The sequence below is a fragment of the Serratia sp. FS14 genome (assembly GCF_000695995.1).
GTDB lineage: Bacteria > Pseudomonadota > Gammaproteobacteria > Enterobacterales > Enterobacteriaceae > Serratia > Serratia nematodiphila.
On the sequence record NZ_CP005927.1, the window covers coordinates 2116209 to 2130475 of the forward strand.

The 14267-nt window shown below is 59.4% G+C and carries 18 protein-coding genes; 10 read left to right on the plus strand and 8 right to left on the minus strand.

Going from position 1 to position 14267, the window contains the following annotated elements; all coding sequences use genetic code 11:
• Nucleotides 1-18: 18 nt before the first annotated feature.
• Both L085_RS09540 and L085_RS09545 read right to left on the minus strand, forming a co-directional pair.
• Nucleotides 19-465, minus strand: coding sequence for a DUF1198 family protein (locus L085_RS09540; protein WP_004928974.1), 447 nt, complete (start codon nucleotides 463-465; stop codon nucleotides 19-21).
• 64 nt (nucleotides 466-529) lie between these two features.
• On the minus strand, nucleotides 530-865 hold the full coding sequence (locus L085_RS09545) for an MbeD/MobD family mobilization/exclusion protein (RefSeq protein ID WP_004928976.1): 336 nt from the start codon (nucleotides 863-865) through the stop codon (nucleotides 530-532).
• Between the two features lie 184 nt (nucleotides 866-1049).
• On the opposite strand from L085_RS09545, the gene smrA reads away from it, so the two are divergent.
• The gene (smrA, locus tag L085_RS09550; protein WP_015378857.1) at nucleotides 1050-1622 is read left to right on the plus strand and encodes a DNA endonuclease SmrA; all 573 of its coding nucleotides are present in this window, start codon (nucleotides 1050-1052) and stop codon (nucleotides 1620-1622) included.
• A 50-nt stretch (nucleotides 1623-1672) separates the two neighbouring features.
• Here smrA and L085_RS09555 read toward each other — a convergent pair whose 3' ends face one another.
• Nucleotides 1673-2086, minus strand: coding sequence for a DoxX family protein (locus L085_RS09555; RefSeq protein WP_004928980.1), 414 nt, complete (start codon nucleotides 2084-2086; stop codon nucleotides 1673-1675).
• Nucleotides 2087-2277: 191 nt separating this feature from the next.
• Between L085_RS09555 and L085_RS09560 the strand changes: the two genes are divergently transcribed.
• Nucleotides 2278-2508 carry a (4Fe-4S)-binding protein gene (locus L085_RS09560; RefSeq protein ID WP_044030630.1) on the plus strand — a complete coding sequence of 77 codons (231 nt, stop codon included), beginning with the start codon at nucleotides 2278-2280 and terminating at the stop codon, nucleotides 2506-2508.
• Between the two features lies 1 nt (nucleotide 2509).
• Nucleotides 2510-2788 (plus strand): GNAT family N-acetyltransferase, encoded by a 279-nt coding sequence (locus L085_RS09565; protein ID WP_004928983.1) that lies wholly within the window; start codon nucleotides 2510-2512, stop codon nucleotides 2786-2788.
• A gap of 34 nt (nucleotides 2789-2822) precedes the next feature.
• Here the strand turns inward: L085_RS09565 and L085_RS09570 are convergent, their stop codons facing one another.
• Nucleotides 2823-3005: a DUF2158 domain-containing protein gene (locus L085_RS09570; RefSeq protein ID WP_004928985.1), complete on the minus strand. Its 183-nt coding sequence runs from the start codon at nucleotides 3003-3005 to the stop codon at nucleotides 2823-2825.
• A 120-nt stretch (nucleotides 3006-3125) separates the two neighbouring features.
• Between L085_RS09570 and L085_RS09575 the strand changes: the two genes are divergently transcribed.
• Nucleotides 3126-3632, plus strand: a complete 507-nt coding sequence (locus L085_RS09575) for a DUF1543 domain-containing protein (protein WP_004928988.1) — start codon at nucleotides 3126-3128, stop codon at nucleotides 3630-3632.
• Nucleotides 3633-3701: 69 nt separating this feature from the next.
• Here the strand turns inward: L085_RS09575 and L085_RS09580 are convergent, their stop codons facing one another.
• On the minus strand, nucleotides 3702-4436 hold the full coding sequence (locus L085_RS09580) for a methyltransferase domain-containing protein (RefSeq protein WP_044030631.1): 735 nt from the start codon (nucleotides 4434-4436) through the stop codon (nucleotides 3702-3704).
• 100 nt (nucleotides 4437-4536) lie between these two features.
• On the opposite strand from L085_RS09580, the gene L085_RS09585 reads away from it, so the two are divergent.
• The 3 genes from L085_RS09585 to L085_RS09595 all read left to right on the plus strand — a co-directional run bounded on the left by L085_RS09585 (nucleotide 4537) and on the right by L085_RS09595 (nucleotide 7244).
• The gene (locus tag L085_RS09585) at nucleotides 4537-4989 is read left to right on the plus strand and encodes a GNAT family N-acetyltransferase (protein WP_081835544.1); all 453 of its coding nucleotides are present in this window, start codon (nucleotides 4537-4539) and stop codon (nucleotides 4987-4989) included.
• A gap of 105 nt (nucleotides 4990-5094) precedes the next feature.
• The gene (locus L085_RS09590; protein ID WP_226988584.1) at nucleotides 5095-5511 is read left to right on the plus strand and encodes a DUF2946 domain-containing protein; all 417 of its coding nucleotides are present in this window, start codon (nucleotides 5095-5097) and stop codon (nucleotides 5509-5511) included.
• A gap of 71 nt (nucleotides 5512-5582) precedes the next feature.
• Nucleotides 5583-7244 (plus strand): DUF2534 family protein, encoded by a 1662-nt coding sequence (locus L085_RS09595; protein WP_044030634.1) that lies wholly within the window; start codon nucleotides 5583-5585, stop codon nucleotides 7242-7244.
• Between the two features lie 55 nt (nucleotides 7245-7299).
• Here the strand turns inward: L085_RS09595 and L085_RS09600 are convergent, their stop codons facing one another.
• Complete coding sequence (locus tag L085_RS09600; RefSeq protein ID WP_044031992.1) at nucleotides 7300-8235, minus strand: LysR family transcriptional regulator; 936 nt, start codon at nucleotides 8233-8235, stop codon at nucleotides 7300-7302.
• 135 nt (nucleotides 8236-8370) lie between these two features.
• Between L085_RS09600 and L085_RS09605 the strand changes: the two genes are divergently transcribed.
• Genes L085_RS09605 through L085_RS09615 form a run of 3 tightly spaced genes read left to right on the plus strand, consistent with a single transcriptional unit; the run spans nucleotide 8371 to nucleotide 10553 of the window.
• The gene (locus L085_RS09605) at nucleotides 8371-9024 is read left to right on the plus strand and encodes a DUF3313 domain-containing protein (RefSeq protein WP_004929005.1); all 654 of its coding nucleotides are present in this window, start codon (nucleotides 8371-8373) and stop codon (nucleotides 9022-9024) included.
• A gap of 38 nt (nucleotides 9025-9062) precedes the next feature.
• A complete protein-coding gene (locus tag L085_RS09610; protein ID WP_044030635.1) occupies nucleotides 9063-9407 on the plus strand; it encodes a DUF3302 domain-containing protein in 345 nt (114 codons plus the stop codon).
• Nucleotides 9408-9416: 9 nt separating this feature from the next.
• Nucleotides 9417-10553 (plus strand): HlyD family secretion protein, encoded by a 1137-nt coding sequence (locus tag L085_RS09615; protein WP_044030636.1) that lies wholly within the window; start codon nucleotides 9417-9419, stop codon nucleotides 10551-10553.
• Nucleotides 10554-10821: 268 nt separating this feature from the next.
• On the opposite strand, the gene L085_RS09620 is transcribed toward L085_RS09615, so the two are convergent.
• Together L085_RS09620 and L085_RS09625 are read right to left on the minus strand one after the other, a co-directional pair.
• Nucleotides 10822-11619: a hypothetical protein gene (locus tag L085_RS09620; RefSeq protein WP_226988585.1), complete on the minus strand. Its 798-nt coding sequence runs from the start codon at nucleotides 11617-11619 to the stop codon at nucleotides 10822-10824.
• 311 nt (nucleotides 11620-11930) lie between these two features.
• Entirely contained in the window at nucleotides 11931-14264 is a 2334-nt protein-coding gene (locus L085_RS09625) for a primase-helicase zinc-binding domain-containing protein (RefSeq protein WP_044030637.1), read from the minus strand.
• Nucleotides 14265-14267 lie beyond the last annotated feature (3 nt).

A 14267-nucleotide genomic window follows, 5' to 3' on the forward strand; every position in this document is an offset into this window, starting at 1 on the left:
CCCGCCCGGGGGACGCGATCAGCCGTGGGCCAACGCTTCGCGGTTGAAACGCTCATTGTAGGCGCGGCGGAACTGCGCCAGTTCAAATGCATCGATATCCAGCTCGGCGAAGTAAAACAGCGCCGCTTCGGTGTGCTCGGCGTGCAGCTCCGGCGACAGCCCGGCGCGCAGCAGCACGTCGCGCCACAGGGCAATCTGTTCGTCGTCCGCCTGTTTGATGAACGTCAGATAGATGAACAGCAGGTAAGCGGCCTGGTGCATCTCTTCGGTGTAGCCGTTGTTCAGCATGCGGATAAAGGTCTGGCTTTGGCGGCCGCCCATTTCCTGGATCATCGATTCGATCAGCATCGGTTTGACCCTCAGCAGATGGGCCAGCGAATCGATGGCTTTGCGGGTGTCGGACGTCAGAATGCGGTAACCGATAATAAATACGACGATCAGGACGGCGAGGATGATCCAGGTCATTTAGGCTTTATTACACTCTCAATACGCCAGAAGAGGGAGAGGCGCTGTGCGACAGCGCCCGCTATCAATGCTGTTCGCCGCTGAAATTACCGACCGCGCTCTGCTGGCGCAGATGGTGGTTAAAGGTGGCCGCGTCTTTGGCCAACGCGTCGAGATGGGCGCCAAGCATTTTGATCTGCTTCACCAGCGCATGTTGTTCCGGCACCGAACTGGCGGTGCTCAGTTTGCGCGCCAGTTGTTCATTCTGCGCCCGCAGCGCGGCTTCGCGCTGTTTGGCTTCTTCCAGCAGTTGCTGCAGCGCCTGGTAGCTCTGCTGCCATTCGCGGTGTTGCCGTTCGAAGCTGCTCTGCAACTCATTCATCGCATTTTGAAACTGGATTTCCAGCTCGCGCATTGTCATGGGCTCGATCCTTTGCGGCACTCAATGATGGCTTAGCAGTATAGCGAAAACTGTTCGCAAGCTCACCCGTTGACGACAAATGAGACACATGCCGCTGACAATTCCCGGCTTGCAACCGTGGCAAGGCGTCTTACAATCGACCCCATTCCCGGCCGTAAAGGCTGCCGTTCAAGAGAGGTGGAACATGAGCGAGCAGGAAAAAGACTTTTTTGAACAGGCGATGGCGGACGTGGTGCCGCTGGCGAACGGGCGGCAGACGTTGCACCTCCGGCCGCAGGAGACGGTGGACAAAAGCGCGCGGCGCGAAGCACAGCGGCTGCGGCAGGAAAACTTCCTCAGCACCGATTTTCTCGAGGTGATCCCCTGCGAACAGCCGCTGGAGTTCAAAGGGGAAGGCATTCAGCAGGGCGTGCTGGACAAGCTGCGCAACGGGCGTTACCCGCCGCAGGCGTCGCTGAACCTGCTGCGTCAGCCGGTTGAAGCCAGCCGGCAGGCGCTGTTTCGCTTCATCGTGCAGGCGGAGGCGCAAAACCTGCGTTCGCTGCTGATCGTGCATGGCCGCGGGCGGCAGAACGACAGCCATCCGAATATCGTGCGCAGTTACGTCGCCAAATGGCTGGCGCAGTTTGAACAGGTGCAGGCGTTTTGCCGCGCCTTACCGCGCGACGGCGGCGAGGGCGCCTGCTACGTCACGCTGCGTAAATCGGCGCAGGCCAGGGCGGAAAACTTTGAGCGCCACGCCAAGCGCAGCCGTTGAAAGGATTGCCGAAATAAAATGGCCGGCGAATATCGCCGGCCATCGATGAATTATTTATTAAATATTTTATAGTCCAGCGAATAACGGCCGGCGCCGGTCACCGCCAGCAACAGCAAACCACCAATGATGCTGATGTTTTTAAAGAAGTTGATTTCGTTGCCCATCATTTCCATACCGGTCATTTTCCAGAATGGATGGCCGATAAACGCGGTGCCCAAAACATAGAGGGCGAAAATGACCGCGATAGGGCGAGTAAACAGGCCGAGAATAAGCGCGATGCCGAAAATAAACTCCACCACCACGGCAACGATCGCCGCCAAATAAGGCATCGGCGTGCCGTAACCTTCCATCGCCGTGACGGTCGCACCGAAGTTGACCAGTTTCATCCAACCGAAAATGATAAACAGAATCATCAGCAATATGCGGGACAGCAGAATTACGCCGTCTTTTGAGCTATCACCCATTTCGAACTCCTTAGCCACTGTCGGAATTATGTTGTCTTACTGTATAAAGATTAGAACAATTTACGTTTTTTCTAGCGGCGACGGGCGGTTGCGCCACTTTTTTCGTTGAGCGAGATGCGTGGTGAAGCCGGCGACATTGCCTATACTTGAGCCTGGAGCAAAAACAATAAAACAGGCAATGTGAGGTCGTGATGGATGAGGAATTGACCGCCGCCGGTTACCGCCGTTATTCCGGTGATAAGATTGACGTTTATTTTAACAGTGCAGTTTGCCGCCATTCCGCCAACTGCGTGCATGGCAACGCGGCTATTTTTACCTTGAATCGCCGCCCGTGGATTATGCCGGACAATGCCGAGCCGGCCGAGGTGAAACGCGTTATCGACAGCTGCCCCAGCGGCGCACTGAAATATAGGGAGAAATAATATGGATCATAAAATCTTGGCAGACGACAAGCGTTTTTATATCAATGATGAGCAAGGCAAGCTGATCGCCGAGATCTCTTTCGTGCCGAGCGGTGACAAGCTGACCATTATCGATCACACCTGGGTGGATGAGTCATTGAAGGGGCAGGGCGTCGGCAAAAAGCTGGTGGCGCTGGTGGTGGAGAAAATGCGCGCGGAGCAGCGCAAAATCATTCCGCTGTGCCCGTTCGCCAAGCATGAGTTTGATACCACGCCAGCCTATCAGGACATTCGCGCCTGAGGCGATAACGGGGCGCGGCGCGCGCCCCGAGCGTTCAGCAGACGCCGAAATCGCCGTCTTCATGGTACAGCGCCACCTCGCTGGCCTGCACCTCCGTGCGCTGCTCTTTACCCAGTTCATTCCAGCTGCAAACCAGGGTTTCGCCGTCGATCGCCATCACGGTCATCTTTGGGCCGCCGGTGGTGCGTTGTACAAAATCACCGATATTGAATGCCATGCGTTCCTCCACAACAGATTAAACCTCACCTATTGATAACACAGAATGGCGCTACCGTTGGCAGATGTTTCGTTATGTATTAACTTATACAGCGATTATCACCAGGGAGAGCAGACTAACATGCCGGGATTATTGATGTTTTATGTGGGCGGTACGGCGCCGGGCGCCAATATTGAGTTGCACGACGTGCAGTTCGCGGCGGCGGATCGGCCGGATGAGGCGTATCCACTGCTGCGCGAAAAGTGGTTCGGCGATAAGCGCAAGGTGCATGTCGACGGCTATGCGCGCATCGACTGGGCGGACGGTTACGACGTGAGCCTGGAGCCCGCGCCGTTCGCCGGTGAAGAGAAGCTGTTTTTTGTTAACGTGGGCGGTTACCGCAGCGATGAGCTGGCGGAACTGCACCAGTTCGGCCTGTTCGTGGCGCGCTCCGCCGACGAGGCGAAGGAGAAAGCCAAACGAGTGCTGCTGACCGACAGCGCGCAGCAGCACAAGGATGACCTGGCCGAGGTGGATGACTGCCTGCTGCTGCAGGCGTTGCAGGGGTATCACGTTCATCTGCGGGCCAACCCGCACGGCAAACCGGCCCGGCCGCTGTGGCAGGGGTATCTGCCGATTGGTGAGTAACGTTGGGGGGAGGCGGCCTCCCCAAATTTGGCGGTGTTAATGGTGTACTGCAGGTGAATCAGGCAAGCATCAGGCGGGTTTGCGGGCGGCGAGAATGAAGATCATCGGGCGTTCCTGCTCTTCGTCCAGCGCCGGGGTAGCGGCGATTTGCTGCGCGCTGGGGCCCCATTCGTTCAAATGCTGGATGATAAATCCTTGCTGCGCCAGCGGGTTGATATAGCTGCCGAGCGTGCGGTGCTGCTTGATGACGCCTTCCGCCAGCCAGTTGGAGACGCGCTGGCCTTCCCGCTGGTAGCCGTTGACCGGCCAGGATTTCTGCCCGTTGCCGTCGGTCAGCCAGCCCTGCTGCGCCGGGGCGGTGTAGATCGGGTGCTCGGCGGTGAAGATGAACTGCCCGCTGGGTTTCAGCGCGGCGTAAACCGTGGCGAACAGCGCGGCCAGATCCTCGAGGTAGTGCAGCGTCAGCGAGCTGTAGACCAGATCGTAACTTTCCGGCGGCAGCTGCAGCTGCGCCAAATCTTGCCGGCGGTACTCGATGCCCGCGTCGGCGGTCATCTCCCGCGCCTTGGCCAGCATCTTTTCCGAGACGTCCAGCCCCAGCACGCTGGCTGCGCCCTGTTCGCGCGCGCTGCGGCAAAACCAGCCGTAGCCGCAGCCGAGATCGACCACGCTTTTTCCCTGCAAGTCCGGCAGGATGCGGCGGATGGCGGGCCATTCCGGCGCGCCGTCCAGGCCGTGCTGCGAGCGGCTGAGCTGCGCGTAGCCGTCGAAGAAGGCCTGATTGTCATAGATGTTTTGCGTCATGATGACTCCTTGGGATGAATGACGGCGGCGGAATGCCGCTGCCATACTCTGCATATTGCTGCATAATTCTACGCTGACAACATGAATAACGGGAATGACGATGGACATGATTTCGGTGCGGCAAGCGCCCGAGCTGGCGCCGCGCGCCATTGCATATTTTCAGCGGCACTGGGCCACGGCAGAGACGCTGATGATGTATGAAGACGCTATCAACCGCAGCCTCGGCGCCGCCAACCCGCTGCCGCAGTGGTACCTGCTGATGGCAAATGACCAGATCCTCGGCTGTGCGGGGCTGATTACCAACGACTTTATCAGCCGTGGGGAATTGTATCCCTGGCTGTGTGCGCTCTACGTAGAAGAAACGCAGCGCGGCCGGGGCTGCGGCGCCAAACTGATTGAGCATGTGGCGGCGGAAACCCGCCGGTTGGGCTTCCCGCAGCTGCATCTGTGCACCGATCTGGAGGGTTACTACGAGCGCAGCGGTTTCGTTTATAACGGGCTTGGGTATCACCCCTGGGGCGAGACCTCGCGGGTCTATTCGCGGGTGCTGTGATCGTCGCCGCCGTGTAAGACAAACCTGACTTTTCATTCACCTCATCGCGCATCGCGGGTTACACTGGCCGCTTGTTCGCCACCGACCGGGTTAATTCGCCGCGCGATGAGAGTGCCACGCCAGCTACCGCAACGCTTTACCGCCTGCATCGCCATTATGGCGGTGCTGTTGCTGTTTGTGGCGCCGGTGGTGTCGAAATCGCTGATGCACCATCAGATGATGGGCGGCATGGCGCAGCCAGCAGCCGCCATGCCGCATGAGATGCACGGGATGGCGATGCCCGCCGCCGAGCATGCCGGCCACCACGGCATGGACCCGGCGGAGATGATTTTCTGCGGCTATTGTGAGCTGCTGATCCACGTGCCGCTGCTGCTGTGGACATTCGTCCCGCTGCTGTGGCTGATGGCGCGTATTGCGCGCCTGCCTTGCGCTCCGCGCATCGTCCCCCCGCCCATTCGGCGCCTTGCCCTGCGGCCGAGCCCGCGCGGGCCGCCCGGCCAGCCGTTTTTCCTTATTGCTTGATCATGGGTCACGCCGTCCGTATCGCTGCGGACGGTTTGCCTGCGCACACAGTTTGAAAAACGAGAAAGGCCATGTCTTCAATAACCAAAACTCCACCTGCCGCATCGCCGCGTGGCGCGATGCTGAACCTGATCAGACGGCTGCATTTTTATATCGGCCTGCTGGTTGCCCCTTTTATTCTGGTCGCCGCACTGACCGGCACGCTGTATGTGCTAACCCCGCAGCTTGAAGAGGCGCTGTATCGCGATGCGCTTTTCACCGAACCGCACGGACAGGCGAGATCGCTGGCCGACCAAATCGCCGCCGCCCGCCGCGTGGCGGGTGCCGAGACGCGCATTTACGCCGTGCGCCCGGCGCCCGGCGTGACGGATACCACGCGCGTACAGTTCGTGGGAGCCGATCTGGGCGCTTCCGAGTCGCGCGCGCTGTTTGTCGATCCTTACACCCTGGCGATCAAGGGCGATATGACGGTGTACGGCACCTCCGGCGTGTTGCCGCTGCGCACCTGGCTGGATAAGCTGCACAGCAGCCTGCTGCTCGGCGACCTGGGCCGCAATTACAGCGAGCTGGCGGCTTCCTGGCTGTGGGTGGCCGCGCTGGGCGGCGTGGCGCTGTGGCTGGCGACGCGGCCGAAGCGCAAGCTGAAAAGGGCAAAAGGGCGTTTCGCCGCCAATCGCCAGTGGCATATCACGCTGGGCGTAGCGCTGCTGGCCGGGCTGCTGTTCTTCTCGGCCACCGGGCTGACTTGGTCGCAGTGGGCCGGCGGCAACATCGACGCGCTGCGGGCCAACCTGGGCTGGCTGACGCCGCAGGTCAACGCCAGCCTGCAGGCCGATGCGCCGCAGACGCCGGCCGATCCGCACGCCGAGCACCGCGGTATGATGCCGGGCATGAAGATGACCCCTGCCGCACAGGCCAATGCGCTGAACGGTGATTGGGATCGGGCGCTGCACGCCGCGCGCGCCGCCGGGATCGACGCCGCCAAGGTCGAGCTGCGCCAGCCGAAAGGCGAGGGCAAAGCCTGGACGGTGACCGAAGTGGATCGCAGCTGGCCGACGCAGGTGGACGCGGTCGCCATCGCGCCGCAGAGCTTCGCCGTCGTCGACCAGGTGCGGTTCGACACCTTCCCGCTCATCGCCAAGCTGACCCGCTGGGGTATCGATGCCCACATGGGTATTCTGTTCGGCTTGCCGAATCAGCTGCTGCTGGCGGCGTTTGGCCTTGGGCTGTGCCTGACGATCGTGTTGGGTTACCGCATGTGGTGGCTGCGCCGCCCGGCGGCGGGGGCGCAGCATCCGGTGCTGACGTTGGTCGCCGCCTGGCTGGCGCTTTCCCTGCCGGCGCGCGCCGTCACGCTGCTGGTGGCAGCGGCGCTGGGTTATTGTCTGCCGGTGATGGGCGTGAGCCTCGCGGCGTTGCTGCTGGTGGATGTAGGGCGCTGGCGCGGCCAGCGGCAAGGCCTTCGGGACGAAACGCCGGAAGCGGCCGCCCGCCGCGCCGAGGTGCGCAAGTTCCGCGCGGCGGTGGCGACGGTGGCGGTGGCGGTTGGCTGCGTGATGGGCCGGGCGATCCTCGGCGGCACCGTCGAACAGTTTCAACTGCCGATCGGTGACTGGAGCGCGCAGATGGTGATCATGCAGAGCCTGATGGTGCTGCTGTATACGCTGGTGTTCACCCTGCTGCTTTCCATTCCGCTGTGGTATTTCTTCCTGGGGGAGAAAGAGGGGCGTTGAGGTATTTTGCGCTGATGTGAGGCGTTCAACCCCGCTGCGGCGGGGTTTTTCTTGGTTACATCAGCCGGTGCGCGTGCAGTTTGACACTTTCCATGATGCTGTCCATCGTCACCTGCACGCGGTGCGGCAACACGCCTCGCCGGCGGTAGATCAGGTAGGCCTGCATATCGATGCCGCGCTCGCGCGCCAGGCAAGGCTGCAGTGTGCCGGCATCCAGCTCGGCGGCCACGGAATAATACGGGGCGTAGACGATGCCCAGGCCCTGTTTGGCCAGCTCGATCGCCGGCAGAATGTTATCGCAGACGCTGGCGCCGTTGATCTCGACCTGCACCAACTCCCCCTGTGCACTGTAGCCGCTCCAGGTATTGCGGATGCCGCCCAGCATACGCAAGGTAATGCAGCGATGCTGCGACAGTTCATCCAGCTCCTTCAACGGCATGCGGGCGATGTAATCCGGCGCGGCGAACAGCCCGACGCGAAAACGGGTAAAGGGCCTGGCGATCAGGCTTTCGTTTTGCGGCTGGAAAAAGCTGATCAGCAAATCGCAGTCGCTGTCGAATACTGCGCCATATTTTTTCTCACGTTCGTCGGGGTTGCGGGTCACCAGATCGACAGTCAGCGCCGGCGCAGCGTGCAGCAGCGGCGGCAGCAAATAGCTGGCCAGGAAAGCGTGGATGCCTATCGGCGCGCCGAGCGTGACCATGCCGCTCATACTGCGCTTATAGGTGCCGGCCATATCGAGCAGATCGCTATGCTCGTTCAGCAACTGCGAGGCGCGGCGCAAGAATTGTTCGCCGAACTCGGTCAGTGACAGAGTGCGCGGGCCGCGCAAGAACAGCTCCAGACCCAGCCGCCGCTCCAGCGCGGTGAGGGCGCGCGACACGTTGGACTGCGGCATATCCAGCAGCTGCGCCGCTTTGCTGACGCTCGCCGTTTCGGCGATGACGCTTACAATCCTGAGCTCTTCAATACGGAAGTCTTTCTCTTTCACTGGCTGGCTCGTATGAGTATGTATATCAAAAATGATATACATCTTTGGCGGCATTGTCATATGACTTATCACGGGCGGGTGGGTATCATTCGATTTGATTATTTGCTATCCACATAAATAAAGAGAAATCCGTCAATGAAAGTAACAAGAACGGTGATTTTACCTGCGCTGTTATTATTGGCCGCGTGCTCGTCCGCCGTGACCGAAAAAGAAAAATACTCGACCTTTCTGACCAATTATAACGATATTAACAAAGGCCAATCCGCGTCCGGTAAAGACGTTTTATATTGGAAAGATCAGAGCGTCGATTTTTCCCGTTATCAATATCTGGTGTATCAACCGATGATCTATTTCCCGCGGCCGAAACCGAGCGAAATGGTCAGCCAACGCGCGCTCGACAATATCCTGAATTACACCAACCAGCAGTTTAAACAGGCGATGGGCACCCACTTTACGCTGGTGGACATGCCGCGCGAGCATACGCTGATCTTCCGCGGCGCCATCACGGCGATCGACACGCAGAAGAAAGGGCTGCAGGTCTATGAAGTCTTGCCAATCACGCTGCTGATCGCCGCCACGCAAAGCGTAACCGGGCACCGCACCATGGAGAGCGCGGTTTATATGGAAGGCGAGTTTATCGATGCCGCGACCAACCAGCCGGTGATTAAAGTGGTGCGTAAGGCTTCGGGAGAAAATCTTAATAATGAGAAAGCACAGCTGAAAGTCACCGACGTGAAGAACGCCATCGATACCATCGCCAACGACATCAGACAATATAACACGCTATAGAGATTATTTATTTCCATTATTCTCAACCAGGACTTTACATGTTTTTTAACTATTTTGCGTTAGGCGTACTGATTGCGGTATTCCTGATATTATTCTACGGCGTCATTATTATTCATGACATTCCTTATTTGCTGGCGAAAAAGCGCCGGCACCCGCATCAGGATGCGATTCACGTTGCCGGTTGGGTCAGCCTGTTTACGCTGCACGCCATTTGGCCGCTGCTGTGGATCTGGGCGACGCTCTATCGGCCGGAACGCGGCTGGGGCATGAGTGAAAGGCCGGAATCCTCAACGGATCTGCAGGCGCGCATCGCACTGCTCGAAGCGGAATTGCAACGCCTGCAGGAAAAGCCGACGGCGGTTCCCGGCCCCACGGTGAGTTGAGCGTAGCCTATGGATTTACTTATTATTCTCAGCTACGTGGCGCTGAGCTACGGCGTATTTAAACTGTTCCGCATTCCGGTCAACAAATGGACCGTGCCGACCGCCGTACTCGGCGGGATCGTTATCGTCGGCGCGTTGATTCTGACGATGAACTACAACCATCCGTACAGCGATCGGGCGCAGAAAATTGCCGTGTCGGTGCCGATGGTGCCGCAGGTCTCGGGCATGATCGTTGAGGTGACGGAGAAAACCAACGTGCTGCTGCGCAAAGGCGAGGTGCTGTTCCGGCTCGACGACAGCCGCTACCGCGCGCGGCTCACCAGGCTGGAGGCTGACTTGGCCGGAGCAGAGGCGGAGATCAGAACGCGCCGGGCGGCGCTCAGCGAGTCCGCTGCCAACGTGCAGCGGGCGAACGCGGAATACGAGCGTGCCCGTAAGGATTACCAGCGCTACGCGAAAGGGGCGGCCATGCCGGTCAATCCGTTTTCGGAGCAGGACGTCAGCCATGCGCAGCAGCAGTATCAGGCGCAATCCGCCGCGCTGCAGGCGGCGAAAGCCCAGTTCCAACAGGAACAGGCGCGGTTGTCCGGGCGCTATGGCGGCGAAGACGCCACGATAGCCAGCCTGAAATCGCAAATAGCCGAAGCGCGTTACAACCTGGAACAAACGGTGGTGCGTGCGCCGAGCGATGGCTATGTCACGCAGGTGCTGGCACGGCCGGGCACGGCGGCGGTTCGCTTGCCGTTCAAACCGGTGATGATCTTTATCCCGCAGCAAAAGCGCCAGGTGGTGGCGGTATTCCGCCAGAACGCCATCCTGCGCCTGGCGCAGGGGGATCAGGCTGAGGTGGTGTTCAACGGCTTGCCGGGACAGGTTTATGGCGGCACCGTGAGCCGGGTATTGCCGGCGATACCGGACGGCAGCTACCAGGCCAGCGGCGCACTGCAGGGCCTGAGCGCCACGCCGGGCCGGGAAGGGGTGTACGTGATGATCGATCTGGCAGCCAACCCGGATCTGGATCATCTGCCCGACGGCGTGAGCGCCCAGGCGGCGGTCTATACCGGGCACTTCGAGCACGTCTCCGTGATGCGCAAAGTGCTGCTGCGCATGACCAGCTGGCTGCATTACCTCTATCTGGACCACTAGCCTGCATCGGCCCGGAACAGCCCGGGTCGTGGGGCGAGCCTTCGGGATACGACAAAAACAAAAAAGCCCGCAACCGAAGTTGTGGGCTTTTTCGCTATTATCGCCGGGTCTATCTGGTTCACGGACTGGCGGAATCTGAATATCTTCATTAAGCTACTGTAAGTTAAGTAAAAATATGAATTCAAATTTGTTTTGTATACCTAAGCGTATACCAATGCAGAAAAGTAAGACCGATTTAGAGCGCTATTCTAGAATCTGCCATCACCAGCTAGCGCCTTTTATCCCATGCTTTTTTGATGAGCTGCACATCAGGTTTGAAGCGCGACATGTGGCGGATACCAACCACAGGCACATCGAATTGCTTAAACCGTGCCGTAAAGCAGAACGTGGAGTAGTAGAGGTCTTGGCTTATGTACTCGGGCTCATCGCCATCGCCGAATGCTTTTAAAAGCAAGCGAGCTGCTGAGTGAGAGTTCATTCCGTTACTGTAAGCAATAATTAGCTCAGGTTTGCATAGGGGGACGGTAATGTTTTCAAAGAAACCCATCGATTTTTCAATCAGCCGCTCCAAACTGCCAATTGCGCTCTCTTGAGCACTTTTTTTGAGCGACAGGGCATCCTTAGAACACATGAGTAGCGCATTGGTGTAGACGGTATCTTGCCATCTAAAGCCTAGCTGTCCAGGGACGGATTGCAGACGGTTTGCCAAATGTTTGATACCCCATTCACCTTCAGTACCTGCCTGAACATTAGAGAAACAAGGTGAATTAAAACCGTTTATCACTGCTTCAGCATTTGTAAAACCGCCATCTGCTGATGAGCCGTTGAATCCGACCATGATTAAACGCTTTCTTGCTGGTTTAGCTGCTAACAATTCGAAGGAACAATCATAAGGACGGCCGGGTAGTTCGCTTAAATCATGCCGCCCTAAACCTTCCAAAATTATTTTCTTGGTCGTTTCCATCTTAGCGGTTATCCCATCAAAGAGTTTTTTTTGGCTCTGCCACATGATAGAGCCAATCTGCCATTTTCTCAGAAAAAAAAGATTTATAGAAAAACTGTTCACCCTATACACCTTTTAGATTTATCCTTTTATTTCAATGCATTGATGGGTGTATAGCTACCTTCTCGGTGTACACCCCTGTTCACCTACAGGGTGAACAGCCTGAACCGCAGGCACAAAAAAACCGGCCTGAGCCGGTTTGGGGAGCACTTGTCGTTATGATAGTGGCCGTTCAGCGGCCGATAGGATGCCCTGGTGTTGCTGCATGTATTCGGGTCACTGCCACTATAGGCGGCGCGGCGATTGAGCGTCCAATGGGTTCGGCAGATCAATAATGGCCTATTGATCGGCTCGGCCGATCGACCCGCTCACCGTCACACCGCCCCGCACTTAGGCAGCCAGTCCGCTTCACACTCGTCACTCAAAATCAGGTTGGTCTGTATTCCCTGCTTGGTGCGGCGTTTCAGCAACGTGTGTTCGTACTCTTTGAGCGTCTGCGGCACCGCCTGGCCGAACGCCGTCAGGTTCATCACGTGCTGATAACCCCTAGCGGCCATAAACGACAGGTAGGCGTGGTAGAGGTAGCGGCGCGGATTCGGTGGGGTGATGTTGGCGTTGCCGATCATCATCCCTTCCGGGGTACCCAGCACCGTCAGGTAGCCACAAAAATCGACCAGCGGATCGGCATGCCGTTTGATTTCCAGGGCTTCCGCCGAACTCTGCTGCGCCTGTAGCAGTGCACGCGCATCATTCGGGTTGGCGAAGCGTTGCATCAGGTGACGCACAATCACGGCCAGCTCTTCGGTGATCTTCGCCAGCAGCAGCGGATCGCGCTCTTCGGGGGCGATAGCTTCCGGGAACGGCAAAATAACGCGGCGGCGCGAGATGCCGCCGCTCCGGTCGCTGAACTGCATTGGGTTGTTGTTGACCGCCAAAATCACCGCCGGAATGTGCGCCGCGTAGGCGTCGCGGTATTTGGGGTCGATGGCGACCGCATCGCCGCCGGTGATGGCCTTAATGCCCGCCCCGTCACCGCTCCACTTTTCCTGGTCGGGCAGGATAATCAGTGAGAAGCCGACCACGCTGGCACGCTCGCGCGCCGACTCCAGGTTATCGATGGTGGCGGAGGTGGTGTTGTCACTACCTGCCAACAGCCGGGCGATGGCCGCCATTACGCTCTTGCCGCTGCCGCCGGGGCCGGTCACTTCGAGGAACAGCTGCCAGTCGTAGCGGTTGGCCAGCACCATAAAGAGTGCCGCGAGAATGCGCTCCTGCTTGTCGTGACTCCCCCCGGCGGCACGCGTCAGCCACTGCCAGAAGTGCGGCGCATGGTCGGCCAGGTTCTCCCCGGCGCGCGGCGGCGTGTAGTCCACGCTGTTGACGGTGCGCAGCCAGTGCTCTTGCCGGTGGGCGCTGAACTGCCCGCTGACGGTATCAAACACCCCGTTACGAAAACCAATCAACCGGCGGGCAGGCTCGCCCATCTGCGGCACCATCAGCTTGAGGGTGTCCAGGATGCTGTTGATACCGGCGGCGGAGAACGGTGCGCGCACCTTCTGGAACAATGCGGCAATCTCCCGGCTCAGCTGTCGGTGTGGCAGCACCTGCCAGGCGCCGCGCGTATAGCGGCACAGCTCTTCCCCTACCGGTGGCACCGCCAGGGTATTGCCGTAGTGCTCGGCCAGCAACTCAGCTTTCTCGCTGGCGCTCATGGCTTTGAGGTCGGCATCGCTCAGCGTATCGAACGGGCTCGGCTGCGGCGGCTGGCTGAACGTCTGGAGCTGCGCGCGCGTGGACTCAGCGCCCTGCTGACAGTAAACGTCGTTCCAGTCACCTTCAGTAGGCGGCAGCGCCGGAGTGCCGCCTGTGAGTGTGGCCGCCTCGGCGGCGCGGGTCTGCCCGGTGCCGCTGCGGTCATTATCGGCCGCCAGCAGCAGCCGCGCATCCGGGTAATGGCAGCGTACCTGCTGCGCCACGGCCGTCAGGTTGTTGGCGCTGAGCGCCACGCACACTGTCTCACCGGTCAGGCGGTGCACGGTGAGGCCGGTGGCATAACCTTCGGTGAGCCAGATAACCGCGTTATCCGGGCCGCAGAGGGTGTGGCAAGCGGCTTTCACCTGCCCGCCTGCCAACATGCGTTTGTCGCCGCTGGCGTTAATCAACTGCACGTTGACCACCTCGCCTCCGGCGTTATGCAGTGGCAGCAAGAGGTCGCCGGGGTGGTAGGTGATACCGCCCACGCGCAGCGGCTGGCCCTGCAAGGCCAGGGTTTCTGCCTCCGGCCAGCCTTTGGCGCTCAGGTAGGCGTTGCCGGTCTGGGGCCGAGCAGCAGTCACCAGAGCCTGTGCCTGTAGCGCGGCCTTGCGCTGAGCCTCGGCCTTGTCTTGTGGTGAATGAGCGGTCTCAGCGGCCGGTGGCAAGGCGCTGGCGCTATTCCCCATCACGGCGGCCACCTGTTCGGCGGCGGCCCGGGCAGACAGTGACAAGGCTTTTTCCACCAGGCTGAGGCCGTCACCGGCCCCGCACTGATTACAGAACCAGGTGCCGCGCCCGTCCTGATTGTCGAAACGGAAGCGGTCTTTGCCGCCGCAGGTCGGACACGGTTGTGGCTTGCCGTTCGGCTGCAAGGCAATGCCGAGAGCCGGGAGTATCACCGGCCAGTGGCCGGTGGCGGTGCGTACGGTCTGGGAAACGAAGTGGGCACTCATGCT